At 65.9% G+C, this 22,035-nt stretch carries 22 protein-coding genes, 1 tRNA gene and 2 pseudogenes; 7 read left to right on the forward strand and 18 right to left on the reverse strand.

What is annotated here, in order from left to right; translation table 11 throughout:
- Positions 1-33: 33 nt before the first annotated feature.
- The 4 genes from D9R14_RS04880 to D9R14_RS04895 all read right to left on the reverse strand — a co-directional run bounded on the left by D9R14_RS04880 (position 34) and on the right by D9R14_RS04895 (position 3,994).
- Complete coding sequence (locus D9R14_RS04880) at positions 34-1,371, reverse strand: FMN-binding glutamate synthase family protein (RefSeq protein WP_121622197.1); 1,338 nt, start codon at positions 1,369-1,371, stop codon at positions 34-36.
- A 180-nt stretch (positions 1,372-1,551) separates the two neighbouring features.
- Positions 1,552-2,247: a protein glxC gene (locus D9R14_RS04885; protein WP_121622414.1), complete on the reverse strand. Its 696-nt coding sequence runs from the start codon at positions 2,245-2,247 to the stop codon at positions 1,552-1,554.
- Positions 2,248-2,255: 8 nt separating this feature from the next.
- Positions 2,256-3,155, reverse strand: a complete 900-nt coding sequence (locus D9R14_RS04890; RefSeq protein WP_121622198.1) for a class II glutamine amidotransferase — start codon at positions 3,153-3,155, stop codon at positions 2,256-2,258.
- A gap of 161 nt (positions 3,156-3,316) precedes the next feature.
- Positions 3,317-3,994 carry a helix-turn-helix domain-containing protein gene (locus D9R14_RS04895; RefSeq protein ID WP_121622199.1) on the reverse strand — a complete coding sequence of 226 codons (678 nt, stop codon included), beginning with the start codon at positions 3,992-3,994 and terminating at the stop codon, positions 3,317-3,319.
- Between the two features lie 503 nt (positions 3,995-4,497).
- Between D9R14_RS04895 and D9R14_RS04900 the strand changes: the two genes are divergently transcribed.
- Together D9R14_RS04900 and D9R14_RS04905 are read left to right on the forward strand one after the other, a co-directional pair.
- Positions 4,498-4,573: transfer RNA gene (locus tag D9R14_RS04900), tRNA-Phe, on the forward strand.
- A gap of 176 nt (positions 4,574-4,749) precedes the next feature.
- Positions 4,750-5,055, forward strand: coding sequence for an Arm DNA-binding domain-containing protein (locus tag D9R14_RS04905; protein WP_121622200.1), 306 nt, complete (start codon positions 4,750-4,752; stop codon positions 5,053-5,055).
- An 81-nt stretch (positions 5,056-5,136) separates the two neighbouring features.
- On the opposite strand, the gene D9R14_RS04910 is transcribed toward D9R14_RS04905, so the two are convergent.
- From D9R14_RS04910 to D9R14_RS04940, 7 genes are all read right to left on the reverse strand, one after another.
- The gene (locus D9R14_RS04910; protein WP_121622201.1) at positions 5,137-5,838 is read right to left on the reverse strand and encodes an ABC transporter ATP-binding protein; all 702 of its coding nucleotides are present in this window, start codon (positions 5,836-5,838) and stop codon (positions 5,137-5,139) included.
- Positions 5,838-6,605 carry an ABC transporter ATP-binding protein gene (locus D9R14_RS04915; protein ID WP_121622202.1) on the reverse strand — a complete coding sequence of 256 codons (768 nt, stop codon included), beginning with the start codon at positions 6,603-6,605 and terminating at the stop codon, positions 5,838-5,840. The genes D9R14_RS04910 and D9R14_RS04915 overlap by 1 nt, the downstream gene beginning before the upstream one ends.
- A gap of 4 nt (positions 6,606-6,609) precedes the next feature.
- On the reverse strand, positions 6,610-7,611 hold the full coding sequence (locus tag D9R14_RS04920) for a branched-chain amino acid ABC transporter permease (RefSeq protein WP_121622415.1): 1,002 nt from the start codon (positions 7,609-7,611) through the stop codon (positions 6,610-6,612).
- 9 nt (positions 7,612-7,620) lie between these two features.
- Positions 7,621-8,493, reverse strand: coding sequence for a branched-chain amino acid ABC transporter permease (locus D9R14_RS04925; protein WP_121622203.1), 873 nt, complete (start codon positions 8,491-8,493; stop codon positions 7,621-7,623).
- A 22-nt stretch (positions 8,494-8,515) separates the two neighbouring features.
- Complete coding sequence (locus D9R14_RS04930; RefSeq protein WP_121622204.1) at positions 8,516-9,685, reverse strand: ABC transporter substrate-binding protein; 1,170 nt, start codon at positions 9,683-9,685, stop codon at positions 8,516-8,518.
- A 64-nt stretch (positions 9,686-9,749) separates the two neighbouring features.
- A complete protein-coding gene (locus D9R14_RS04935; protein ID WP_170168500.1) occupies positions 9,750-11,417 on the reverse strand; it encodes a hydantoinase B/oxoprolinase family protein in 1,668 nt (555 codons plus the stop codon).
- A complete protein-coding gene (locus tag D9R14_RS04940; RefSeq protein ID WP_121622206.1) occupies positions 11,417-13,516 on the reverse strand; it encodes a hydantoinase/oxoprolinase family protein in 2,100 nt (699 codons plus the stop codon). The genes D9R14_RS04935 and D9R14_RS04940 overlap by 1 nt, the downstream gene beginning before the upstream one ends.
- A gap of 159 nt (positions 13,517-13,675) precedes the next feature.
- Here D9R14_RS04940 and D9R14_RS04945 point away from each other — a divergent pair, with 159 nt between their 5' ends.
- Positions 13,676-14,317: a helix-turn-helix domain-containing protein gene (locus D9R14_RS04945; protein ID WP_170168502.1), complete on the forward strand. Its 642-nt coding sequence runs from the start codon at positions 13,676-13,678 to the stop codon at positions 14,315-14,317.
- A 107-nt stretch (positions 14,318-14,424) separates the two neighbouring features.
- On the forward strand, positions 14,425-15,642 hold the full coding sequence (locus D9R14_RS04950) for an FAD-dependent monooxygenase (protein ID WP_170168503.1): 1,218 nt from the start codon (positions 14,425-14,427) through the stop codon (positions 15,640-15,642).
- Between the two features lie 21 nt (positions 15,643-15,663).
- Here the strand turns inward: D9R14_RS04950 and D9R14_RS04955 are convergent.
- A pseudogene (locus D9R14_RS04955) lies at positions 15,664-15,955 on the reverse strand (integrase core domain-containing protein); the annotation flags it as partial.
- Between the two features lie 65 nt (positions 15,956-16,020).
- Here D9R14_RS04955 and D9R14_RS23625 point away from each other — a divergent pair.
- Positions 16,021-16,152 (forward strand): annotated as a pseudogene (locus D9R14_RS23625) (IS3 family transposase); the annotation flags it as partial.
- An 18-nt stretch (positions 16,153-16,170) separates the two neighbouring features.
- Here D9R14_RS23625 and D9R14_RS04965 read toward each other — a convergent pair.
- Positions 16,171-17,370, reverse strand: coding sequence for a putative bifunctional diguanylate cyclase/phosphodiesterase (locus D9R14_RS04965; RefSeq protein ID WP_170168504.1), 1,200 nt, complete (start codon positions 17,368-17,370; stop codon positions 16,171-16,173).
- Between the two features lie 292 nt (positions 17,371-17,662).
- On the opposite strand from D9R14_RS04965, the gene D9R14_RS04970 reads away from it, so the two are divergent.
- The gene (locus D9R14_RS04970) at positions 17,663-18,037 is read left to right on the forward strand and encodes a hypothetical protein (protein ID WP_121622210.1); all 375 of its coding nucleotides are present in this window, start codon (positions 17,663-17,665) and stop codon (positions 18,035-18,037) included.
- On the opposite strand, the gene D9R14_RS04975 is transcribed toward D9R14_RS04970, so the two are convergent.
- From D9R14_RS04975 to D9R14_RS04990, 4 genes are all read right to left on the reverse strand, one after another.
- Positions 18,034-18,255: a hypothetical protein gene (locus tag D9R14_RS04975; RefSeq protein WP_121622211.1), complete on the reverse strand. Its 222-nt coding sequence runs from the start codon at positions 18,253-18,255 to the stop codon at positions 18,034-18,036. The genes D9R14_RS04970 and D9R14_RS04975 overlap by 4 nt on opposite strands.
- Before the next feature lie 117 nt (positions 18,256-18,372).
- The gene (locus D9R14_RS04980) at positions 18,373-18,636 is read right to left on the reverse strand and encodes a DUF1488 family protein (RefSeq protein WP_121622212.1); all 264 of its coding nucleotides are present in this window, start codon (positions 18,634-18,636) and stop codon (positions 18,373-18,375) included.
- Entirely contained in the window at positions 18,599-18,967 is a 369-nt protein-coding gene (locus tag D9R14_RS04985) for a hypothetical protein (protein WP_342634773.1), read from the reverse strand. Before D9R14_RS04985 ends, D9R14_RS04980 begins: the two co-directional genes overlap by 38 nt.
- 285 nt (positions 18,968-19,252) lie before the next feature.
- Positions 19,253-19,465, reverse strand: a complete 213-nt coding sequence (locus D9R14_RS04990; protein ID WP_121622213.1) for a cold-shock protein — start codon at positions 19,463-19,465, stop codon at positions 19,253-19,255.
- A 334-nt stretch (positions 19,466-19,799) separates the two neighbouring features.
- On the opposite strand from D9R14_RS04990, the gene D9R14_RS04995 reads away from it, so the two are divergent.
- Positions 19,800-20,663 carry a transglutaminase family protein gene (locus D9R14_RS04995; RefSeq protein ID WP_121622214.1) on the forward strand — a complete coding sequence of 288 codons (864 nt, stop codon included), beginning with the start codon at positions 19,800-19,802 and terminating at the stop codon, positions 20,661-20,663.
- A gap of 156 nt (positions 20,664-20,819) precedes the next feature.
- Here the strand turns inward: D9R14_RS04995 and D9R14_RS05000 are convergent, their stop codons facing one another.
- Entirely contained in the window at positions 20,820-22,007 is a 1,188-nt protein-coding gene (locus D9R14_RS05000; RefSeq protein ID WP_121622416.1) for an MFS transporter, read from the reverse strand.
- Positions 22,008-22,035 lie beyond the last annotated feature (28 nt).

Below are 22,035 nucleotides of genomic sequence, written 5' to 3' on the forward strand. Positions count from 1 at the left end.
GAAGCGGGCGCCCATCGGCGCCCGGAAGACGGCTCAGTAGCCGCCGGTCTGGCCGGGCACCCAGCCCGTTCCTGCAAGCGGCACGCCAGCCATGGCGGCGGCCTCGATGGTCAGGGAGACGAGGTCCTCCGGCTCCAGATTGTGCAGGTGGCTCTTGCCGCAGGCGCGGGCGATGGTCTGCGCCTCCAGCGTCATTACCGAGAGGAAGTTGGCGAGCCGGCGGCCGGCCTTCACCGGATCGAGCCGCGCGGCGAGCACCGGGTCCTGGGTGGTGATGCCGGCCGGGTCGAGGCCCTCGTGCCAGTCATCATAGGCGCCGGCGGTGGTGCCGAGCTTCTGGTATTCCTCCTCCCACTGGGGATCGTTGTCGCCCAGCGCCACCAGCGCCGCGGTGCCGATGGCGACCGCGTCGGCGCCGAGCGCCAGCGCCTTCGCCATGTCGGCGCCGGAGCGGATGCCGCCGGAGACGATGAGCTGCACCTTCCGGTGCATGCCGAGGTCCTGCAGCGCCTTCACCGCCGGGCGGATGGCGGCGAGGATCGGCAGGCCCACCTGCTCGATGAACACGTCCTGCGTCGCCGCGGTGCCGCCCTGCATGCCGTCGAGCACCACCACGTCGGCGCCCGACTTCACCGCCAGCGCCACGTCGTAATAGGGGCGCGAGGCGCCGACCTTCACGTAGATCGGCTTCTCCCAGTCGGTGATCTCGCGCAGTTCCTCGATCTTGATTTCGAGGTCGTCCGGCCCGGTCCAGTCCGGATGGCGGCAGGCCGAGCGCTGGTCGATGCCCTTGGGCAGGTTGCGCATGTTGGCGACGCGGTCGGAGATCTTCTGGCCCAGCAGCATGCCGCCGCCGCCGGGCTTGGCGCCCTGGCCGATGACGATCTCGATGGCGTCCGCCTTCCTGAGGTCCACCGGGTTCATGCCGTAGCGCGAGGGCAGATACTGGTAGACGAGCGTCTGCGACTGCGCGCGCTCCTCCGCCGTCATGCCGCCGTCGCCGGTGGTGGTGGAGGTGCCCACCAGCGTGGCGCCGCGCCCGAGCGCCTCCTTCGCCTGCGCCGAGAGCGCGCCGAAGCTCATGCCGGCGATGGTCACCGGAGTCTTCAGGTGGATCGGCTTCTTGGCGAAGCGGGTGCCCAGCACCACCTCGGTGGAGCACTTCTCGCGATAGCCCTCCAGGGGGTAGCGCGACATGGAGGCGCCGAGGAACAGCAGGTCGTCGAAGTGGGGCAGCTTGCGCTTGGTGCCGGCGCCGCGGATGTCATAGATGCCGGTCGCCGCGGCGCGGCGAATCTCCGCCAAAGTCGCCGGATCGAAGGTCGCCGAGAAGCGCGGCGGGGTGCGGGGCACGTTGGAATGGGCGGTCATGGGGTCCTCACCCGGGGAAGGCTTGATTGACGTCTGGCTTGCTGCTGGGTCATGGCCAGGCTCGTCCCGGCCATCCACGCCTTGCGGCTGGGCGCAGGCCTTGGGCGTCGCGCTGTCGGCGCGGCGTGGATGCCCGGCACGAGGCCGGGCAGGACGGCGGCGAGGTGGCCGCGCTCGGCCTCAATAGGCATCCACGTTGTCCACGTGGAAGTTGTAGAGATTGCGGGCCGAGCCGTAGCGCTTGAACTCGGAGATATCGACGCTGCCGGCGAGGCCCGCGGCGGTCAGCTTGTCGTGCAGCAGCGCCTTGTGCTCGTCCCGCATCTCCTTCGCGATGCAGTCGGCGCCGAGGCTCTTCACGGTGCCGCGCACGAACAGCTTGGCCTCGTAGAGGCTGTCGCCCAGCGCCTCGCCGGCATCGCCGAACACGATCAGCGCGCCGGACTGGCCCATGAACGCGCTCATGTGGCCCACCGAGCCCTTCACGACGATGTCGACGCCCTTCATGGAGATGCCGCAGCGGGCGGAGGCGTTGCCGTCGATCAGCAGCATCCCGCCATGGGCCGTGGCGCCGGCCGACTGGCTGGCATCGCCCTTCACGTGGACGAAGCCGCTCATCATGTTCTCGGCGACGCCCTGGCCGGCATTGCCGTGGACGATGATGGACGCCTCGGCGTTCATGCCGGCGCAGTAATAGCCCACATTGCCCTCGATCTCGACCGTGAGCGGGGCATGGATGCCCACCGCCACCGCGTGGCGGCCGTTGGGGTTCAGCACCCGCCAGCGGCGGGCGTTGCTCTCGGCGCTGGCCTTGTGGAGCGCGGCGTTCAGCTCGCGCAGCGGCGTCGTGCCGAGGTCGAACGTGGTGTCGGGCATGACGGCGTTCACTGTGCGCGCTCCCAGAAATAGACGGTGGCGGGCTCGGGCTCGAACACCCGCGCCGTGTCGATGCCGGGCAGGCCGATGAGGGCGCGGTATTCCGAGCCGAAGGCGACATACTGGTCGGTCTCGGCCATCACGGCGGGCTTGCAGGCGATGGGATCGCGCAGCACTCCGAAGCCGCTTTCGGTGCCGACCACGAAGGTGAAGAAGCCGTCGAGGTCCTTGAGGCCCGCCTCCAGGGCGTCGCCCAGCGAGGCGCCCTGCTTCATGCGCCAGGTGAGATAGCCGGCGGCCACCTCGCTGTCGTTCTCGGTCTCGAAGGTCATGCCCTGGTAGGCGAGCGAGCGCCTGAGCCCGTTGTGGTTGGAGAGCGAGCCGTTGTGCACCAGGCACTGGTCGGTGCCGGTGGAGAAGGGGTGCGCGCCGGCGGTGGTCACCGCGCTCTCGGTGGCCATGCGGGTGTGGCCGATGCCGTGGGTGCCGCGCATGGAGGGAAGCGCGAACGCCTCGGCCACCGCGGAGGGCAGGCCCACCTCCTTGAAGATCTCCATGCGGGTGCCGGAGCCCACCACGGCCACTTCCGGATGGCGCGCGGCGAGGAAGGCGCGCACCTGCGCCTCGCGCGCGGCGGGCACCTCGATCACCGCATGGGTGCCGCGGATGGAGAGCGCCGGCACGCCGTCCGCCGGCACGCTCAGGCCCTGCGCCAGCGCGGGAAAGTCATAGCCCTTCGCCGCGCGCAAGGAGAGCTTCACCTGACCCGGCGCGCCCGCGCCATAGACCGCGAAGCCCGCGCTGTCCGGCCCGCGGCCGGTCATGGTGCAGAGCATGGAAGCGAGCATGGCCCCCAGCTCGCCTTCCAGCTTCTGGTCCTTCAGGAATAGTCCGACGATGCCGCACATGGCGCTCAACTGGCTCCGATCCGTGGCCGCGGCGCCTGCCGCACGCCTTCGCCGCCTGACGCGGCCTCGGTTTCCACTGGTACGCCGGTTGGACGAATGCGTCAATGTGAAAGAATAAAAGTTTCGCTGTAAGAAACAGGGCTGCGGGCCGATGCCGCCCCTCAGCGTCCGTCGCGCCCGTAGACGATGATGGAGAGGTAGGTCATCGGCGTCACCAGCAGGTCCTCGGGCCCGTGCGCGGCGCCCGAATCGAACATCAGCGCATCGCCCGGCCGCAGATGGTAGGAGCGGTCGGCGTGGCGGTAGAGCACCTCGCCGGTGAGCATGTAGATGAACTCCACCCCCGCATGGCGGAACTGGGTGAAGGGCGCGGCGCCCGCCTCCAGCGAGATGAGATAGGGCTCCACCACGATGTCGCCGCCGAGGCCGTGGCCGAGCAGCTCGTACTGGTGGCCGACCTTCGAGCCCCGCCGCTCGATGATGACGCCCTGGCGCGCGCGCACGAACGAGCAGTCGCGCCGCTCCTCGAAGGCGGAGAACAGGGTGGTGATGGGTACGTTCAGCGCCTTGGCGATGGACTGCAGCGTGCCGAGGGAAGGGGAGATCTGCCCGTTCTCGATCTTCGACAGCATGCCCACCGAGATGCCGGCGGCGCCCGCAAGATCGGAGACCGTGAGATCGAGCTGGCGGCGGATGGTGCGCACCTGGACGCCCAGTGCCTGCTCCAGCGTGGCGGACGTGGCGGCCGGCGCACCGGAGCCGGTGGTGTAGTCGATGACATCGGGGGCTTCGCTTGCCCCGCGCGCCTTGCGTTCCGCCACCGTCCGGCCCCCTCGCATCGCCGTCTGTGCCGGCTCGGTCCCGGCGCCCTGCCGGCTACATTGCCAGCTTGCGCCAGCGAAGGCATCCCTTTTCCGGGCGGGCGGCATCGGGCGCGGGGGGGGGCACGCCAGGCGTGCGGGCGCGCCGCATCCACCGGCCGCGTACTGCTGGACCACATCGCTGCGGCGATCGCCTGCGCTCTGCGGGCGCGGCGCATCACGCGCATCGGGCGTCGTGCTGCCCGTGTCGAGGCGGCCACATCCGGCTTGCGGGCGTGGCGCATCCGTTCGCGTGGCACGACGCGGCGACGTCTGGCTCAGGGGGCGGCGACCCGAGGGCCGGCAGCCCGCTTGCCCTGGCGCTCCCGCGTGCCGCAGCGCCGTCCCGCCGCCGGTGGCGGGCGAGCTTTTCCACAGGCCCCCCGCGCCAGTGCATCGCTCGGCCGTCCCCTATGGACAGGGCCGGACAAGCCAATTATACACTCGCCGCTCCGAACGGCCCGTCAGGACCGCACCCGGACGCCCAGGTAGCTCAGTTGGTAGAGCATGCGACTGAAAATCGCAGTGTCGGTGGTTCGATTCCGCCCCTGGGCACCATTTCACTATCCTGAAGCGTCCGAGAATATCCAATATCGCTTTGAAATCAAAGTGATAGGCGCTCTTGACGACCAGTCTTATCCCATCTCGTCGGCTGGAATTCTGTAGGCAAGTAGGCAAGTTTGTAGGCGTCTTGATGTCTGCAAAGGGAGCGTGCCTACCTAGCGCTGACGGGCATGGCGCTCCGGAATGCGAAGCCACAGGGCAAGCCATATAGGCTGTTTGACGGGGGTGGCGTCCATCTTCTCGTCAATCCGAACGGCAGCAGGATCTGGCGTCTCGCCTACCGGTTCCTCGGCAAACCCAGGCAAATCTCGTTCGGGCCCTATCCCACCGTTTCGCTCGCCGATGCGCGCCAGAAGCGGGATGAGGCCAGGAAACTGCTGCTGGACGGTCAGGACCCTTCCACTGCCTGCAAGCTCGAGAAGGTCAACGCCACCATCTCCACAGGCAACACGGTCGCTTTGCTCGCGGCCGTATAGATTGCGCGCCTGGAAGCGCGAGAGTCCGCCAGCGCCACCATCAAGAAGAACACGTGGCTGCTGGAGATGGACTCAGCGCTGTCAGTAGCCCAGATACAGATCCTTGATCCTCGGATTCTGCAGAACATCCGAGGCGGGCCCCTCGAGGGCCACCCGGCCCGTCTCCAGCACGTAGGCGCGGTCGGCGATGGCAAGCGCCGCCCGCGCGTTCTGCTCCACGAGAAGAATCGTCGTCCCCCGCTCCTTCAGCGTGCGGATGATCCGCAGGATCTGGGCCACCAATTGCGGCGCGAGCCCCATGGACGGCTCGTCCAGCATCAGGACCCGTGGCGCGGCCATCAGGGCGCGGCCGAGCGCCAGCATCTGCTGCTGCCCGCCGGAAAGGGCGCCCGCCTGGGATCGGCGCCGCTCGCGCAGGACCGGGAACATGTCGAACTGCTGCTCGATATCCGCGTCGGCCTCCGCCACCGAGCGGTGGTGCGCCCCGAGGCGGAGATTGTCCTCCACCGACAGCGCACCGAAGAGCTGCCGTCCCTCGGGGACGTGGGCGAGGCCGGCGCGGACCCGCGCGGCGGGATCGAGCCGCGTGAGCTCCTGGCCGCCAAGCCTGACGCTGCCCCCATAGCTCGGCTGCACGCCTGAGATGGTCTTGAGCAGGGTCGACTTGCCGGCGCCGTTGCGCCCGATGACCGCGACAAGCTCCCCCGCCCCGACGGTGAGGGAGACATCACGGACGGCGATGATGCGTCCATAGCCTCCCGTGAGATTTTCGATCCTGAGCATCAATCCACCTCGACGCCGAGATAGGCTTCGATCACCGCCGGATTGCTGGACACTTCGGCAGGCGTTCCCCGTGCCAGCTCCCGGCCGAAATTCAGCACGAGGAGCTCATCCGAGATGGCCATGACGAGGCGCATGTCGTGCTCCACCAGCACGACGGCGATGCCCATTCCGGCGAGCCGGCGGATCACGTTCGCGAGGTCCTCGGTTTCGGACGGATTCAGTCCCGCCGCGGGCTCGTCCAGGAGCAGGATCCTCGGCTCGCAGGCGAGGGCCCGGGCGATCTCCAGGCGCTTCTGCTGGCCGTATGCCAGCTCTCCGGCGACCGCACCGCCGAGCCCAGCGAGGTCGAACAGGTCCAGCAGCTCGGTCGCGCGCCGGCGCATGGCCCGGCTCTCCGCCGCAACCGACGGCAGTCCCAGCAATGCAGACGGGAACCCGGTCCTCTGCCGCAGATGGCCGCCGACCATGACGTTCTCCAGGGCGGTCATGGTTCCGAAGATCTGCAGGTTCTGGAATGTCCGCTGCAGCCCGAGCGCGGCGCGCGCGCTCGGCGGGGCGGTGGTCATGTCACGTCCGGCGATCACGACCTTGCCCTGCTGTGCCGGGTAGGCGCCCGAGATCACGTTGAACAGGGTCGTCTTGCCGGCTCCGTTGGGCCCGATGATCGAGAATATGCGCCCGGCCTCGGTGGAGAACGATACGCCGTCCAGCGCCCGCACGCCTCCGAACGAAACACCGACCGCGTGGATGTCCAGCAAAGGCGCCATGAGTTCACCCTTCCGAGGTTCGGCCGGTGACGGATCGAGCGCTCCGCCCGAAGGGGCGATACCGATCGTGAAGCGCGCGGCCCGACGCGAGGAGGGTCGGCACGATGCCCGCGGGCATGAAGATCATGATGAGGATCAGGATCAGCCCGGTAAGGAAGTGGCGATAATGATCGAAGCCCGCCAGAAGCTGCGGCAGCAGGGTGAGCAGCGTCGCGCCGACGATCGATCCGGCCACGGACCCGAGCCCGCCGATGACGATCATCGCGACGAACTCGACGGAGCGCATGAACCCCGCCTCCGCCGGCGACACGAAGCGGTCCGCGTGGGCGAAGATGGACCCGGCCACGCTCGCGAACACCGCCGAGATCACGAATACGCCCGTCTTGTAGCGGGCAATGTCGATCCCGAGTCCTTCCGCCGCGACCTCCGAATCGCCGATGGCCCGCAGCGCCCGCCCGACCCTGGAGTTGACGAACACGATCGCGGTGCGCACCGCGAGCACCAGGGCCACCGCCGCGAGCCCGTAGCCGGCCCACACGCCCGTCGTCCGGTAACCGAACAGGTTGAAGCGCGGCACCGACATGCCGTCCGGACCGCCCGTGAGCGCGACCTCGCGATTGAGCACGATCGAGATGATGACGCCGAACGCCAATGTCGCCATGGCCAGATAGTGGCCCTTGAGGCGCAGGACGGTCCGCGCCATCACATAGGCGATCCCCGCCGATATGAGGCATCCGGCGAGCATCGCGACGACCGGCGTGATGCCGACCTTGGCGCACAGGATCGCCGAGGCATAGGCGCCCACACCGAAGAAGGCTGCGTGACCGAGGCTGAGCTGACCGGCGTAGCCGGACAGGAGGTTCAGGCCGATGCAGACGACCGCGGCGAGGCAGGCCTTGGTCGCGAGGTCGAGGTAGTAGGGGTTCGGCGCGACGATGGGCAACAGCGCGAGGGCGGTCGCAAGCACAGCGCAGGCGATGAGTTGGCGCGGTGTATCGCTGGTCATGGCATCCACCTAGACGCGCTCGACAGCGCGGCGGCCAAACAGTCCCTGGGGACGGAAGATCAGCATGGCGATGATGATCACGAAGGCGACAGCTTCCTGGTAGGTTGGCGAGATGTAGCCGCCGGCGAAGGCTTCGGAGAGCCCGAGGATCAGCCCGCCGATGATGGCGCCGAACGGACTGGTCAGGCCTCCCACGATGGCCGCGCAGAAGCCCTTGAGGGCGAGCGGCACGCCAAGCTCGAAATGGGTCAGCGTGATGGGCGTCATCACCACGCCGCCGAGCGCTCCGATGGCGGCCGAGAGCATGAAGCAGACGATGAGGATGCGCGGCACGTTGATACCGATCACCGTTGCGGCGAAGCGGTTGGAGAAGGTCGCCTCGACGGCCTTGCCCAGGCGCGTCCTGGCGAAGAAGAAATGGATGCCGATGGTGACGAGGACGAGCGCCGCCACCACCCACAGGCTTTGGGACTGCATCTTGGCGCCGAGGAGATCGACGGGAAGCTCGCCGCTGAACGCCGGATAGGAGTGGAAGTTTCGTCCCATGACGATCTCCGCCGCCCCTCGAAGCATCATGCCCGCGCCGATGGTGATGATGATGATGGTGAGCACGGATGCGTTCTTCGCCTGCGCGATCGCCAACCGCTGAAGGAGCGCACCGATCAGCGCGGCGGCGACAACGGCACCTGCCGCCGCGAGGACCAGCGGCAGGCCGAGGGTCAAAAAGAACACCGTGGCCATGCCGCCGATCATCACGAACTCGCCCTGGGCGAAATTGATCGCGTGGCTGGAACGGAAGATCAGGGCGAAGCCCACACCCACCAGTCCATAGATCGATCCCCTCGTGATGCCGGATAAAAGGAACTGAAGAAAATCGACCATGGATGGCTCCCTCAGGTCCGGCCTACTTTACGAGATGCCACCCGTTGTTTTTGATCTCCGTCAGGCGGAAGGCGGTGTTGAAGTCCAGTCCCATGTGATCGGTCGGCGACATGTTGAAGATGCCGTCGATGCCGATGAAATTCTTGGTGCGTTCGATCTCGTCCCGCACCTTGGCCTTGTCCGTCCCGCCGGCCCGCTGCATCGCGGCAAGCGCGATGTGGAGCGCGTCGTAGGAGAAGCCGCCGAATGCCGCGGGCTTCTCCCCGAACTTCTCCTGATACTCCTTCGTGTATTCGAGCAGGGTCTTCTTCTGCGGGTCGCTGTCGTCGAGCTGTTCGGCGACCAGGAGCGGAGAGACCGTGATGCGCACGTTTTCCGCCGCGCCCCGGGCGCCCTCCACGAACTGCTGCGATCCGACGCCGTGGGTGAAGTAGAGCGGGATCTGCGGTGTGATCTGCCTGTGGTTGCGCACCGTTATGACACCGCCGAGGCCGAAGCCGCAGCCGACAATGGCATCGGGCTTGGCTCCCGCGATGCGCGTGAACTGGGGCGTCATGTCGGTGTCCGCCTGGGCGTAGACCTCGTCGGCGACGATGGCGATACCCATGGTCTTGGCGACCGTCACCGCCTCCTTCTGGCAGGATTTGTCGAAGCCGCCGTCGCCGGAAATGACCGCGGCCTTGCTGAATCCGCGCGCCTTCATGTCAGTGTAGATCTTGCTCACGGCCATGCGGTCGGACCCCGGGGTCTTGAAAACCCATTTGCGTACCGGCTCGACCACGACATTGCCGCCCGACAGGGAGATGAACGGGATCTGCGCCTCCTCGACGATCGGTATGACCGCCATGGATTCGCCCGTCGCGCTGCCGCCGATAATGATGTCGACCTCGTTGTCCTCGATCAGACGGCGCGTGTAGGTCACAGCCTGCCGGGCGTCGCCCGCGCTGTCGTAAATAAAGAGCTCGAGCTTGCGGCCCAGGACGCCGCCGGCCTTGTTGATCTTGTCCACGTAGAGCCGCAGCGTCTTCTCCTGCGGATCGCCGAGGAAGGACGCGCCGCCCGTGGTGGCGGTGAAGGCGCCGATGCGGATCGGGCGCTGCTGGGCGCTGGCGCCGGTCGCGGCAAGGAGCCCGCCGGCGGCAAGGGTTGCCGCAAGCACACTGGTGCCAATGTTCTTCAGAAAGCTGCGCATGTTATGGTCCCCGGTCTGGAGTTTTATTTTTTGATTTCGGTATGTGTAGCCGCCAGGCCACCGCTTAAACGGTGGATACGTCAGCGGATATCTTTCCGTTCCTGATGTCCGTGCGTGCGGCTGCCGGATCGCGCGCCGCCACGGGGCCATTGCCGCCACCGCCCGCGGTCTCGATCGTCACCCGGTCACCGGCATGGAGGGTGGTGACCAGCTTGGAGGGAATGATCTCGACAGCGCCCGTCGTGCGGTGGATGGTGGAGACTGCCATCGCGCCAGGCTCACCTCCATAGGCTCCCATCGCCGCGCAGAAATGGCGCTCGCCGCGGTGGGTGAAGCGGACCTCGCCTTCAAGGATCTCGTATTCCTTCACGAGGCCCAACCCGCCGCGCTGGCGGCCGGCGCCGCCGGAATCCTTCCGCAAGCTCATCTGGTGGATGCGGATGGGTGCCTCCATCTCCATTGCTTCGGCCGACAGGTTCATGCAGTTCGTGACGTCGGTCTCGATCACGTCCACGCCGTCGGAGCGCGGGCCTGCGCCGCTGCCGCCGGCGATCAGCTCGCCGGTGACGAACAGCCGGCCGTCGGCCCTCTTCCCGCCGAACATGACGGCCAGCATCTCGCCGCAGGAATCCGCCGGGATGCGGTCCGGCAGGACCGGCCGCAACGCTCCCAGAATGGTCCCCGCGATCCTCTTGATCGTCGCTGTGCGCGCATTGACCGGGGCCGGCTCCACCGGATTGACGATGGACCCTTCGGGCAGGTGCAAGGAGATCGGCCGGAAGCACCCGGCATTGGTGGGGATGTCCGGATCGGTGACCGCGCGAATGGCGAAGCAGGCCGCCGCGAGCGAGCCCGATGGCACGCAATTGAAGGGGCCGCGCACCTGCTCGGAGGAGCCGGTGAAATCGCAGTGGAAGTCGCCGTCCTTGATGGTGACGGCAACCTCGATGCGAATCTGCTTGTCGAGCTCGATGCCGTCGTTGTCGTTGTAGTCCACGTACCGATAGGTGCCGTCCGGAATCAGCCGGAGGGCCTCGCGGGTGCGCTCCTCGGAACGCTGGAGCAGGATGGCGAACAGCTTCGGCACCAGGTTCTGGCCGAGACGCTCGACCAGCTCGCCAATGCGCCGCGCGCCGACATTGCAGGCCGCGATCTGGGCATTGAGATCGCCCATGACGGTATCGGGAATGCGGACATTCTGCCGGATGAGCGCAACCAGGGTTTCGTTCATCCTGCCGGTGCTGAGCAACTGGAGCGGCGGGATGCGCAGCCCTTCCTGATAGATCTCGATGGCGTTGGTGGGAACCGAACCCGGCGCCATGCCGCCGACGTCCTGGTGATGCGTCATTGCCGCCGCGATCGCCACTGGCCGGCCGTTGGCGAAGATGGGCTTCACGACGGCGATGTCCGGGAGATGCGTGCCGCCAAGATATGGTTCGTTCATGACATAAGCGTCTTCCGGCGACATGGTCGCGAGCGGGAAGACCTTGAGAATGCGCTCGACAACCGGAATCATCGTGCCGAGATGCACTGGAATGGCGCAGGCTTGGGCCAGCGTCTCGCCGTCCACGGTGAACAGGCTCGCCGACGCGTCCAGTCCTTCCTTGACGATCGGTGAGAAGGAACTGCGCAAGAGCGTCTGCTGCATCTCTCCAGCGATGCCATCGAGCTTATGGCGCACGACATCCACGGTGATGGAGTCGAACCCGGATTCCGAAAGGGCAATCGACATCACAATGCCTCCGGATGGCTGTCGAGAACGAGGTTGCCGGCCGCGTCCACCACGCCCGACCACCCCGGCTCGATCAGCGTCGTCGTGTCCGCCTGCTGGATGATTGCGGGCCCGGAGAAGGAGAAGCCCGGCGTGAGCGCCGCCCGGTTCAGCACCTGCGCCTCGACCGGCGTATCGCGACCGGAGACCCAGATCCATCGGGGCGCCTGGCTGACCTCGCCGCCGCTCGGAGGCAGGCGCATGTCGTCCAGCGTGCCGCTGCCGCCCGCGCTGTGGACCGTGCGCAGCCCCACCACCTTGGCCGGAACGCGGGTGGCATGGCCGTAGATGCGCTCGTGCGCCAAGAGGAAGTCCTCGTAGACCCGCTCGACGAGATCGGGACGCTGCGGATCGATGAGGATTTCCAGGCTGTAGGATTGGCCGATGAAGCAGATGTCCGCGTGATAGGAGACGATGACTGCCGACGGCTCGATCCGCTCAGCCTTCATCAGCGCTGCGGCTTTGGCATCGAGTTCGGACAGGGTCGCGCGCATCGCCGCAAGGTCGAGGGACGCGAGCGGCTGCGTGAAGGCTGCCGTGACTTCGTGCTCGACCGGGGCCGCGAGAAGGCCGGCCGCCGCCAGAACGCCCGGCAGGCGGGGCACCACGATGCGGTGGATGCCGAGCTCGCGCGCCAGCGCGGTGGCGTGAAGGCCGCCGGCCCCGCCGAGCGGGATCAGGGCGAACTGGCGCGGATCGATGCCCTGGCGCACCGACACGTGTCGGATGCCCTCGGCCATCTGGGTGTTGAGGACGCGATGAATGCCCAGGGCAGCCGCCTCGACCGAGAGCCCGAGCGGGCGTGCGATGGTGCGCTCCACCGCCTCTCGTGCCTTGGCCGGGTCGAGCTTGAACGTGCCCCCCGCGAAATAGTCAGGGTCGAGATATCCGAGGACAATGGAGGCGTCGCAGACCGTCGCCTCCTCCCCGCCGCGCCCGTAGCACGCCGGTCCCGGTTCCGACCCGGCGGATTGCGGGCCCACCTTGAGGCTTCCGCTGCGATCCACGCGGGCGATGCTGCCGCCGCCGGAGCCGATGGTGTTGACGTCAACCATGGCGACCCGCAGCGCGTGCGGGCCGATCAAGCCCTCGGACCGCACCAGCGGCTTGCCCCCGCTGATGAGCGCGATGTCGGCCGAGGTGCCGCCGATGTCGATGGTGATGAGGTCTGGCGCCCCCGCCGAGGCGCCGACGATGCAGCCGCCCACGACCCCCGCGGCAGGACCCGAGAGGAACAGCCGGACCGCCCGCTGCCGCGCGATGCTGCCGGCCATCAGCCCGCCGCGCGACTGCATCACCTGGAGCGGCGCCCGCGCCCCCCGTTCCGCAAGCCCGGTTTCAAGCCGGTGCAGGTAGCGGTCGACGACCGGCTTCACATAAGCGTCGAAAGCGGTCGCAATCGTCCGCTCGTATTCCCGAAAGGTCGGATCGACCTCGTGGGACAGCGACACGGCAAGGCCCGGGTGCCACTTTTCGATGAGTTCGCGGGCGCGGAGCTCATGGCTGGGGTTGATGAATGCGAACAGGAAGACGACCGCAATCGCCTGCGCGCCGTCGTCAACAAGCTCATCCACCGCGGATCGCAGGCTGACCTCGTCCAGTGGCTCGACGACCTCGCCCGAGGCGGAGATGCGGCCGGCGACATCTTTGCGCATCTGACCGGGGGCAAGAAACACGGGCGTCTGCGGCTCGATGATCGGCTCGTACATATCCCGGCGATATTGGCGCCCGATCTCGAGAATATCTCGAAATCCCTTCGTCGTGACGACCCCGATCTTGGCGCCCTTATGCTCGAGGACGGCATTGGTCGCCACGGTGGTACCGTGAATGAACCGGGAGATGTCCTGCGGAACGAGGGAAATCTCCTCGCCCAGCCGGTGAAGCGACGCCAGCACGGACTGACTCGGATCGCTGCGCGAAGACGGCAGCTTCATCGTGTGGAATACGCCGGTCCCATCCCGACAAACGACGTCGGTGAATGTGCCGCCGGTGTCGACTCCGATCTCCCAGGACCTTGGCATTGCCGCCCCCGTTCGCCTAAGCCTCAGCGGCTGACGCATTGAAATTGACCAGATGCTGAAATGTTCATTATTACCTCAACATGGTCAAGTGTCTTCATTGATGCTATTTTCTGCACCGTCTGCAATTTTGGTGAGCGGGCGCGCCCATCCGGGACGCCACGGGCGACGGGGGGCGCTCGGGCCCGGAAGCGGTTCATAGTGAAAATTCTGTCTGAATTGAAAGAGGTTGGTCAGGTGGAGCAAGATGACGTCGATCAGGAGATGGAGGACAGGTGGCTCGGGTCCCGCCTCCGTCAGGCCCGGCGCAAGCGCGGGATGTCGATCCGCGAACTGGGTGGCAAGGCGGCGCTTTCAACAGGAATGGTCAGTCAGATTGAACGCGGACTGTCTACGCCTTCCCTCCGCTCACTGCGACTGCTCGCCAATGCGCTCGAAGTTCCGGTTTCCTATTTCTTTGCCGATACCCCAGCGTCCAAAAAGGAACGGCGCCATATCGTCAGAAGCCACCAGCGCAAACGCCTGACGGTCCCCTCGACCGGAGTGGTTCAGGAGATCATCAGCCCCGAGGGGCCCGGATCGATAGAAATCTATGAGATCCAGCTCGAACCCGCCGCCACCTCCGATGGTGAAATGTACAGTCACGACGGCGAAAAGGCCGGCCTTGTCCTGTCTGGAACGCTCGGCCTCCGACTGGAGGACGAGGACTATTTGCTCGAGCCCGGAGACAGCTTTCGGTTTCCGAGCACCATGCCGCACCGCATGTCCAATCCGACTTCAGCAAAGGTTCATCTCATCTGGGTGGTGCTGGGCCAGATCCGCTCGATCGACGACGGAAAGTGACGAAGCTTATAATGTTCATTTAAATTGAAATTTGTTGCGGCTCATCACCCAGTATGCAATCGTTGCTCATTCTCCAGCAGCGTGAGCCACGGGGCGTTGTGATAGCGATGACACGATCTCATACCGAGCAGCTTCCGATTCTCATCGCCGGTGGCGGCATCGGCGGAGCCGCCGCCGCCATTGCCCTCGCCCGCACCGGTCGCAAGGTGGAGGTATTCGAGCAGGCGCCGGAGATGCGGGAGATCGGCGCTGGCATACAAATGCCACCCAACGCGTTTCGGGCGTTCGCGGCGCTGGGCGTCCTTGAGCCCATGCAGGAGGTGGCGGCCTATCCGGAGAGCCTGGTCCTCGGGGACATCACCACCGGCAAGTCGATCTATCGGGTGCCGATCGGGGAGGAGTTCGTCCGCCGTTTCGGCTTTCGCTATGCGCTCCTGCACCGCGGCGACATCCTTGAGCGGCTCGTGAGCGCCTGCAAGGGATATGATGAGATCACGCTCAGGCCGGGTTGCCGGGTGAGCGGCTTTCGCGATGTCGGCGACCGGGTCGTGGTCGAACTCGCCGACGGAACCTCCGCGGAGGGCGCAGGGCTGATCGGCGGCGACGGGCTGTGGTCGGTAACGCGCGAAGCGCTCGTGGGCGATCAACCAACCACCGACGGGTACATCCTCTGCCGCGGCATCGTGCCTGTTTCGGAGATATCTGAAGCGCTGTACTCCAATTCGGTGACGATGTGGGGCGGCCCCGGGATCGATTTCTTCCACTATCCCATTCGCAGTGACCAGGTCTTCAACATCGGCGCCAGCTACCGCGACAGCAACATCAAGGCCGGTTCAAACTATCCCGTCGGCGCTCGCGAAGCTTTCAATCACCAGTTCCGGGATGCCTGCGCGCATGTAAAGAACCTGCTTGAGCATGTCAGCATGTCGCGTGCCTGGGTTCTGCACCACCGCCCGCCCATCGCCACCTGGACGAAGGGGCGCGTCACCCTGCTGGGAGACGCTGCGCACCCGACATATATCTATATTTCCCAGGGTGCCTGCATGGCGCTCGAAGACGCGGTCGTCCTCGGCGAGATGGTATCGCAACACGACGATATCCGGGATGCGTTCCGGGCCTACGACAAGGCCCGTTACCTGCGGACCGCGCGTATCCAGCTCACATCACAACAGTTCGGCGACATTTATCACGCTGGCGGCGTCCATCGAGAGTTGCGCAACGCGCTGCTCGCGCGCACAAAGCCACAGGCTCTGTACGATACGCTGGGATGGGTCTTCGGTGGCAGTTTCCAAGAGCCGTCAATGGCGCATCCGGGCATAGATTGACTTTGGCGTTGCCCCCAACTTCTATCCCGCGGTGCGTTCGTTCTGACGGTGGATTTGCCTTCTCGGGCGTGGGGAGCGGCGGAGGCAGACGCAGAGCCGTTCATGATGCGGAGCGTCTGATCCTGCCGCGGGTGGAACGTTGAGGCGAAGGCGTTTGGTGTCTGCCATCCAAGCTTCGCGTCCGGCCGGGGGTGTTGTCGTCGAGCCGCTACCGGGCGAGAGCGGCTCTGGCCTGAGACAGGCTGGAGAACAGCGTCTCAGTCAACAGTTTGAACCGCAGGCGACCGTTGAAGCGCTCGATGAAGCCGTTCCGGCAGGACAGCATCCTCATCATCGGACCGGAAGGCGGCGGGGGCGATCGGGTGGACGCGGTGGCCGCGCGACGGGGCACGCCGGGACGTGTTCGACTACATCGGTATGTTCTACAACCCCGCTCGCAGGCCCGCCCGCAACGGGATGCTGTCACCCATCGCGTTCGAATGGCAGCACCAAGCCAAAGCCGAGGGCGTCGAGAAAGCTCGGGGCGGTTCAAACCGGAAGGAGGCACGCGTCGACAATCGCCGACCCCGGACGAAGATATCGACACTCAAATGCGCTGGCGGCAACCGGTTTGCCGAACAGGTAGCCCTGGGCTTCGCCGCAACCGTGATCCTTGATGAAATCCATCTGCGAGACCGTCTCGACACCCTCTGCGATCACATCAAGGCCGAAGCTCTTCGCCAGATAGATGATCGCGTTTACCACGGCGGCGTTCTCCGGATCCTTATCGATGTTGACGATGAAGGAGCGGTCAATCTTAAGACTCGTCACAGGGTAGCGCTTGAGAACGCTCAGTGAGGCGAAGCCGGTACCGTAGTCGTCCAACGCGAGCCTCACGCCAAGTCCACGAATGTCCTGAAGCAGCCGCCGCGTTGTGACGTCATTGCGCAGCAGGATGGTTTCCACAATCTCAAGCTCAAGAGCATCGGGTGGAAGCGCGTTGTCCGAAAGCGCGGCGCTTACAGTTTTCAGGAGCCGTCCCGTGCGAAACTGCGCAGCGAACAGGTTAACGCCCATCCGGATGTCGAGGCCCCAAGCTCTCCATTGCGCAAGCCGGGCGCTCGCCGTGCGCAGCACCCATTCCCCGACGGAGTTGGCCAGCGTGCTCTCGCTAAGAACATCGAGGAAGTCTGCCGGAGCAAGCAGGCCCCGCTGCGGATGATTCCATCGGATCAGTGCTTCAGCGCCGACAAGCTTGCCGGACTGAGCATTCACCTGAGGTTGATAGAATAGCTCGAATTCATCGCGCTTGAAGGCGCATTCGAGTTCTTGCACGAACGCGCGACGGGCAATGGCTACATCCCCGAGGGCGGGCATGAAAGTCTCGGCTCGTCCTCGACCTGTGGCCTTTGCTCGATGGATCGCGAGATCGGCGAAATTCAGAAATTCCTCGGGAGTGTCACTCTGGGCAGGTGCCATCTCCTCGTCGTGGGCAAGCAGCCTTCGCCAAGCATTCTCGCTCAAGGCCATCTGAAGGACGACATCCACCTCTTCGAGAAAGCTCATCCACATGGGCCTCCTCTCAAACATGACATCTTCCGGATTTCCGGACAGGCGACATAGCGCGCGCGCGGCATGTTCCCTCGGTGACTTGGGCCTGTCCACGATTGTGATCTCCGGCGCCTGAACACCACCTTGCACCCAAGCAGACAGCGATGTGAAGGCGCCCTTGGCATCGGGCGGCACCATTTTTTGCGCCGGCATCCGTCAGGATGGCGGTGTCGGCGCACCTGCTCGGCCAGCAGCTTCTTCTGCCGGCGAGCATCGGACACATCCCTGCGCCCGTGCGTGGCCTTGAACTTGTAAGAGGTCGCCGAGGAGATGGCGGGCCTGCGGCCAGACGTCAGCGGCCTTCGCGCCCGCTTCGTGCTCCTTCAGCATCCCGACGATCTGTTCCACTGTGAACCATGAGGCTCGCATCGTCCGTCTCGATGATCGACGACCGCTACCTAAATGGAGGAAGATACGGGGCTCGGGTCACATGGGACTTCTGTCGCAGTTTTTGCGCATCCCCTCTGCAGGACTTGTGAACGTCCTGGCCTCGGGTGCGCTCTACACCTTCGCAGTGCTCTGCCTCATCGAAGGGGCTAAAGCGCGGGTCAAGGTCGCGGGAGGCGGCACCCGGCTTTTCACCGTCGCCGGCGGAATCATGACCTTCCTTCATTATTATTTCCATGTCGACCGCAACGTCGTCATGCGGATCTATGTGCAGAATTTCGGGTATGGTCTGATGTTCGTTGTCGCCGCGGCGCAGATTGCGCGCGCCTCACAGCGCGAAGGCACCGACAAGCTTGTCCTTTGGCTGCCGAACGCATCGACGCCCCGCTGCGTCATGATCGCTCGCGGAACGGGCTAATCCTGGATCGTGTCGGCGAAGGCCCGCGCAAACCGGATTGCCAGGGCTCGCGCGTCCGCCTTGAGCTGTTCGGTGCTCTTGGGGGCGGCGGCGCTGTTGCGAACGGGAATCTCGAGCGTGACGGTCCCGCCCCCGCTGTCCTGCTCGCGCCAGATCACGCGGGCGAGCACGTACTCCGAGTCGAGCGACTGGAAAACGATGTCGAGGCCCTTGGTCATGGCGATTGGACCGTCCTTCTCATCTGGGGCGCCTGGAGCCGCCGGGCACGGGGAGCGCACACGCCGGTCCAGCGCTCTGCGCAAGACAGAGCCGGTACGCAGCCAATATGTGCAGCCCTAGAAATCGGACGCGGAGAGGCGATAAAAGTTTTGCCGCCGACGCGCATATACGCCGCTTGCGACGCACTCGATCCGGAGCCGGTTCGTGTCGAAGGTCCGCAGAGATGCCGCTTCGTCCTGTCCGCTTTGCGGACTAAACCGGTTCAGGGCATCAGCGTCCAGATGGAACGCAACCTCGAAGGCGGAATCATGCCCCCAGAAGGTCACGGAGCGCCTGACCGGATCAAAGACGCGGCTCGTGTTGGGAAATTGCAGTGGCATCGAAGTTCCCTCTTTGGGGCACGTCCAGTAGAGGGGCCGAGGCCGCGGGAGAAGAGGCGGGCTCTTCTGCGGACTTCTGCTGGTCCTTCAACAGGGCGGCATCGAGTTCGGCCGCATTCACCGACAGGCGTTCGTTTCGACCTTGGGGCGCCGCGAGGGCGGGCGTGTGCAGCATCGTCGCCACGCGCCGGTAGGCAATGAAGGAGAGACCGGGAATCCGCTCCTCATCGACGACGATCCGGTAGGTCCCCGCCGGAAGAACGCCGTCAGCGTCGCTAAGCTGAAAGGGGTGATCGAACGTGATCGTGGTTTCGCGGGTTCGGACATCCATTATGGCCTCCTCAGCCTTTCTTCTTGGGCGGACCCAAGGACACGGACCCAAGGACACACGCGTCCCCTTCAAGAAGGACGCAGGCGTCTTAGGCGCTTCCATCGCGGCGGCAGATCCTGCGGGCTGGACGAAAAACGCCTCGCGACCCTCAAGGGCCACAAGGCGTTGGGCCGCCTTGCAGGGCCTGGGTTGGCGCCTCGCGACCTGAGCCGCCGGTACATCCGCGGTCGGCATTCGGTACGAGGCGCAGCATTCCCGAAAGGCTCAGAATGCCATCCCGAAAGGTCAGCTCAGATCCGTGAGCATGTCCGCGGCCATCTTGCCGCTCTTGCGATCGGCGACGAGTTCGAAGCCCACTTTCTGGCCTTCGCGCAGCTCGCCGAGTCCGGCGCGCTCCACGGCGCTGATATGGACGAAGGCGTCGCTGCCGCCCGCATCGCGGGCGATGAATCCAAAGCCCTTCTGGGCGTTGAACCACTTCACGGTTCCCTCAGTCATGGGAAACCCTCTCAATTTCGATAATTAGCTCACCGGCCCATGGTCGGCCGTCGACATCGCATTTTCAGGCGAGAATTTTTGGATGGGCACAAAATAAAAACCTGCGCAAAACCAAGTGATCAGGCTTTGTATCGACCTGAATAATATGCTCCGATATGCGCACGCTTGCAACATTATTTATATGTCGGTCGCTGTAGCGCAGCAGAAAATCGATTATATGCAAAGTGAATAAAGCCCATTTAGAGCCAACCTGATGGCCCAGGCCAGCGAAGTGCGCTTTTGTTTGCGCACCCCGACCAGACCCTCGGGCGCGGCAGAGCCCCACGGAGCGCCCTTGATCCCTCTCCAGATCCGCCACACCACCACCTATCGCTTCCATCGGCCGGTGACCTTCGGGCCGCATCGACTGATGCTCCGCCCCCGGGAAAGCCGCGATCTGCGGGTGACGTCGAACCAGCTGACGCTGACACCGGCGGCGACGGTGAACTGGGCCCAGGACGTCTTCGGCAACGCGGTCGCCACCGCAACCTTCTCGACTGCCGGCAGTCATCTGGTCATCGAGAGCACGACAGAGCTCCAGCTCGATGCCGTGCCATGGCCGGTGTTCGCCATCGCGGGCACCGCCACCTCGTTTCCGTTCAGCTATTCCGCCGACGAATGGACCGATCTCGGCGCGCTGGGGGTCCCCCAGTTTCCCGATGCCAGCGGCCGGTTGCGGAGCTGGGCGATGGGTTTCGTTCGGGGGAATTCCACCGACACCCTCTCGCTGCTCAAGGATCTGAGCGCCGGCGTGTCCCGGCAGATCTCCTATCAGAGCCGCGACGAGGAGGGGACGCAGTCGCCGACGCACACGCTTGATCGCGGTTGGGGCTCATGCCGCGATTTTGCGGTGCTGTTCGTCGAGACGGTCCGCAGCCTCGGCTTCGGCGCGCGCATCGTGTCGGGCTATCTCTATAACCCGGCCGGAACCTTCCTGGGGTCTCAGGGCATGGGCTCCACCCATGCATGGGCGGAGGTGTTCGTGCCCGGAGCAGGCTGGATTCCGTTCGATCCCACCAATCGCAGCATGGGCGGGTTCAATCTCATCCCGGTGGCCGTGGTGCGCGACATCCGCCAGGCCATTCCGGTGCAGGGCAGCTTCGTCGGCGACAGCAATGCCTTCGGCGGCATGACGGTGGACGTCCACGTCACGTCATGACGCGATACGGCGGCCGCAGCCTGGGAGATGTCAGCAATGTCAGGGTCAGCAGCCCATCGGCGGTGGCGTTCGCAAGGAGCGCGCGCCGAACCGCCGTCGGCAGCATGTTCCACTCCTTGACCACTGGCGAGACCATCGTGCGATGGCCCCTGAACCTCACCGCCTTGCCAGCCGTGGTCCGAGGGCGAGGGCGAGCGGCAGGTTGATCAGCGCCGCGGCTGCGGTGCCGAGCGTCGCGACGACGGGGCCGGCCTGGTCGCCGAGCGCGCCGAACAGCAGCGGCGACAACGCCCCGGAGCCGATCACGCCGGTATAGAAGATGGCGAAGGCACGCTCGGTCCGGTCCGCCGGCGCGAGTTCCGGCACGGTGCCGTAGAGCACCGAGGAGGTGCCGTTCAAGGTGAGCCCGAGCAGCGGCAGGAGCATCAGCAGCGGCAGGAGCGGCAGGACGGTGGCGAGCGCGATCATGAGAGCCGTAAGGCCCTCGGTGCACAGGATGACGCCGATGGAGCCCCAGCGCTGGGCGAGCCAGCCGCAGGCGAGCTTGCCCGCTGCGCCGCCCAGGAAGACGAGCGCGAGCGCCGTCCCGATGAGCGGCTGCGAGGCGCCTTTCATCTGCAGCAGAAACGGCAGGAAGGTGAGGAAGCCCATGCGCACGCCCGTATCGACCACGCCGATGGAGAGCAGCAGCGGAAAGCCGCGACCGCCGCGCCGCCCAGTGCGGTGGACCGCGGCGGAGCGCGGCGGCGCGGCGGCGATGGGCGGCATGAACACAACGAGAAGCGCGGCGACGGCGACGCCGGCAAGCGCCAGGACCCAGAGCGACGGCCGCCACGGCGCGAACGCGAGGCCCAGGGACAGGGCGGCCGGAATGATGGCCTTGCCGAGGTCGCCGGTGAAATTATAGGTCCCGAGCGGCCCGCGCGCCGCCGATCCATAGGCGCGCGCCACCGCGCTGGAGGCGATCGGATGCTGGACGCTGGAGCCGGCGCCGGAGATGAGCAGCGCGGCGTAAAGGCCCATCGCCCCGCCGCTGAAGCCGGCCAGCGCGTAGCCGGCGGAGGCCAGCAGCGTCCCGAGGATCAGCACCGCCCGTCCGCCGACATGGTCGGCGAGCCAGCTCGCCGGCACCTGCAGCGCGGCCATGGCGCCCGCATAGAGACCGCGCAGCATCGCGAGCGCGACATAGTCGAGCCCGAACTCGGCCCGCCACACCGGAAGGAGCACGTAGATGGCGTCGGTGTATCCGTCGTGCAGGGCGTGCGCGAGGCCGGAAAGGGCGAGCGTGCGCTGGCGGGTCTGCGGCGCGCAGGGTTGCGCCGGCGAGGGGGTGGCGGAGTCGATGCTGGATGAATTTGTCACCTCACGACTG

Origin of the sequence: Xanthobacter tagetidis (assembly GCF_003667445.1) — a bacterium.
In the GTDB taxonomy this organism is placed as follows: domain Bacteria; phylum Pseudomonadota; class Alphaproteobacteria; order Rhizobiales; family Xanthobacteraceae; genus Xanthobacter; species Xanthobacter tagetidis.

What these genes read in the sequence shown, in the direction of transcription:
- D9R14_RS04915 (WP_121622202.1), bottom strand. Translation starts at nt 6,605, where the DNA reads ATGGCGCCTTTGCTGGACATCCACGCGGTCGGTGTTTCGTTCGGAGGC.
- D9R14_RS04910 (WP_121622201.1), bottom strand. Translation starts at nt 5,838, where the DNA reads ATGCTCAGGATCGAAAATCTCACGGGAGGCTATGGACGCATCATCGCC.
- D9R14_RS04890 (WP_121622198.1), bottom strand. Translation starts at nt 3,155, where the DNA reads ATGTGCGGCATCGTCGGACTATTCCTGAAGGACCAGAAGCTGGAAGGC.
- D9R14_RS04925 (WP_121622203.1), bottom strand. Translation starts at nt 8,493, where the DNA reads ATGGTCGATTTTCTTCAGTTCCTTTTATCCGGCATCACGAGGGGATCG.
- D9R14_RS04975 (WP_121622211.1), bottom strand. Translation starts at nt 18,255, where the DNA reads ATGACCAAGGGCCTCGACATCGTTTTCCAGTCGCTCGACTCGGAGTAC.
- D9R14_RS04930 (WP_121622204.1), bottom strand. Translation starts at nt 9,685, where the DNA reads ATGCGCAGCTTTCTGAAGAACATTGGCACCAGTGTGCTTGCGGCAACC.
- D9R14_RS04885 (WP_121622414.1), bottom strand. Translation starts at nt 2,247, where the DNA reads ATGCCCGACACCACGTTCGACCTCGGCACGACGCCGCTGCGCGAGCTG.
- D9R14_RS04935 (WP_170168500.1), bottom strand. Translation starts at nt 11,417, where the DNA reads ATGTCGATTGCCCTTTCGGAATCCGGGTTCGACTCCATCACCGTGGAT.
- D9R14_RS04985 (WP_342634773.1), bottom strand. Translation starts at nt 18,967, where the DNA reads ATGGATGTCCGAACCCGCGAAACCACGATCACGTTCGATCACCCCTTT.
- D9R14_RS04920 (WP_121622415.1), bottom strand. Translation starts at nt 7,611, where the DNA reads ATGACCAGCGATACACCGCGCCAACTCATCGCCTGCGCTGTGCTTGCG.
- D9R14_RS04905 (WP_121622200.1), top strand. Translation starts at nt 4,750, where the DNA reads ATGGCGCTCCGGAATGCGAAGCCACAGGGCAAGCCATATAGGCTGTTT.
- D9R14_RS04880 (WP_121622197.1), bottom strand. Translation starts at nt 1,371, where the DNA reads ATGACCGCCCATTCCAACGTGCCCCGCACCCCGCCGCGCTTCTCGGCG.
- D9R14_RS04970 (WP_121622210.1), top strand. Translation starts at nt 17,663, where the DNA reads ATGGGACTTCTGTCGCAGTTTTTGCGCATCCCCTCTGCAGGACTTGTG.
- D9R14_RS04965 (WP_170168504.1), bottom strand. Translation starts at nt 17,370, where the DNA reads ATGGTGCCGCCCGATGCCAAGGGCGCCTTCACATCGCTGTCTGCTTGG.
- D9R14_RS04990 (WP_121622213.1), bottom strand. Translation starts at nt 19,465, where the DNA reads ATGACTGAGGGAACCGTGAAGTGGTTCAACGCCCAGAAGGGCTTTGGA.
- D9R14_RS04950 (WP_170168503.1), top strand. Translation starts at nt 14,425, where the DNA reads ATGACACGATCTCATACCGAGCAGCTTCCGATTCTCATCGCCGGTGGC.
- D9R14_RS04940 (WP_121622206.1), bottom strand. Translation starts at nt 13,516, where the DNA reads ATGCGTCAGCCGCTGAGGCTTAGGCGAACGGGGGCGGCAATGCCAAGG.
- D9R14_RS04895 (WP_121622199.1), bottom strand. Translation starts at nt 3,994, where the DNA reads ATGCGAGGGGGCCGGACGGTGGCGGAACGCAAGGCGCGCGGGGCAAGC.
- D9R14_RS04980 (WP_121622212.1), bottom strand. Translation starts at nt 18,636, where the DNA reads ATGCCACTGCAATTTCCCAACACGAGCCGCGTCTTTGATCCGGTCAGG.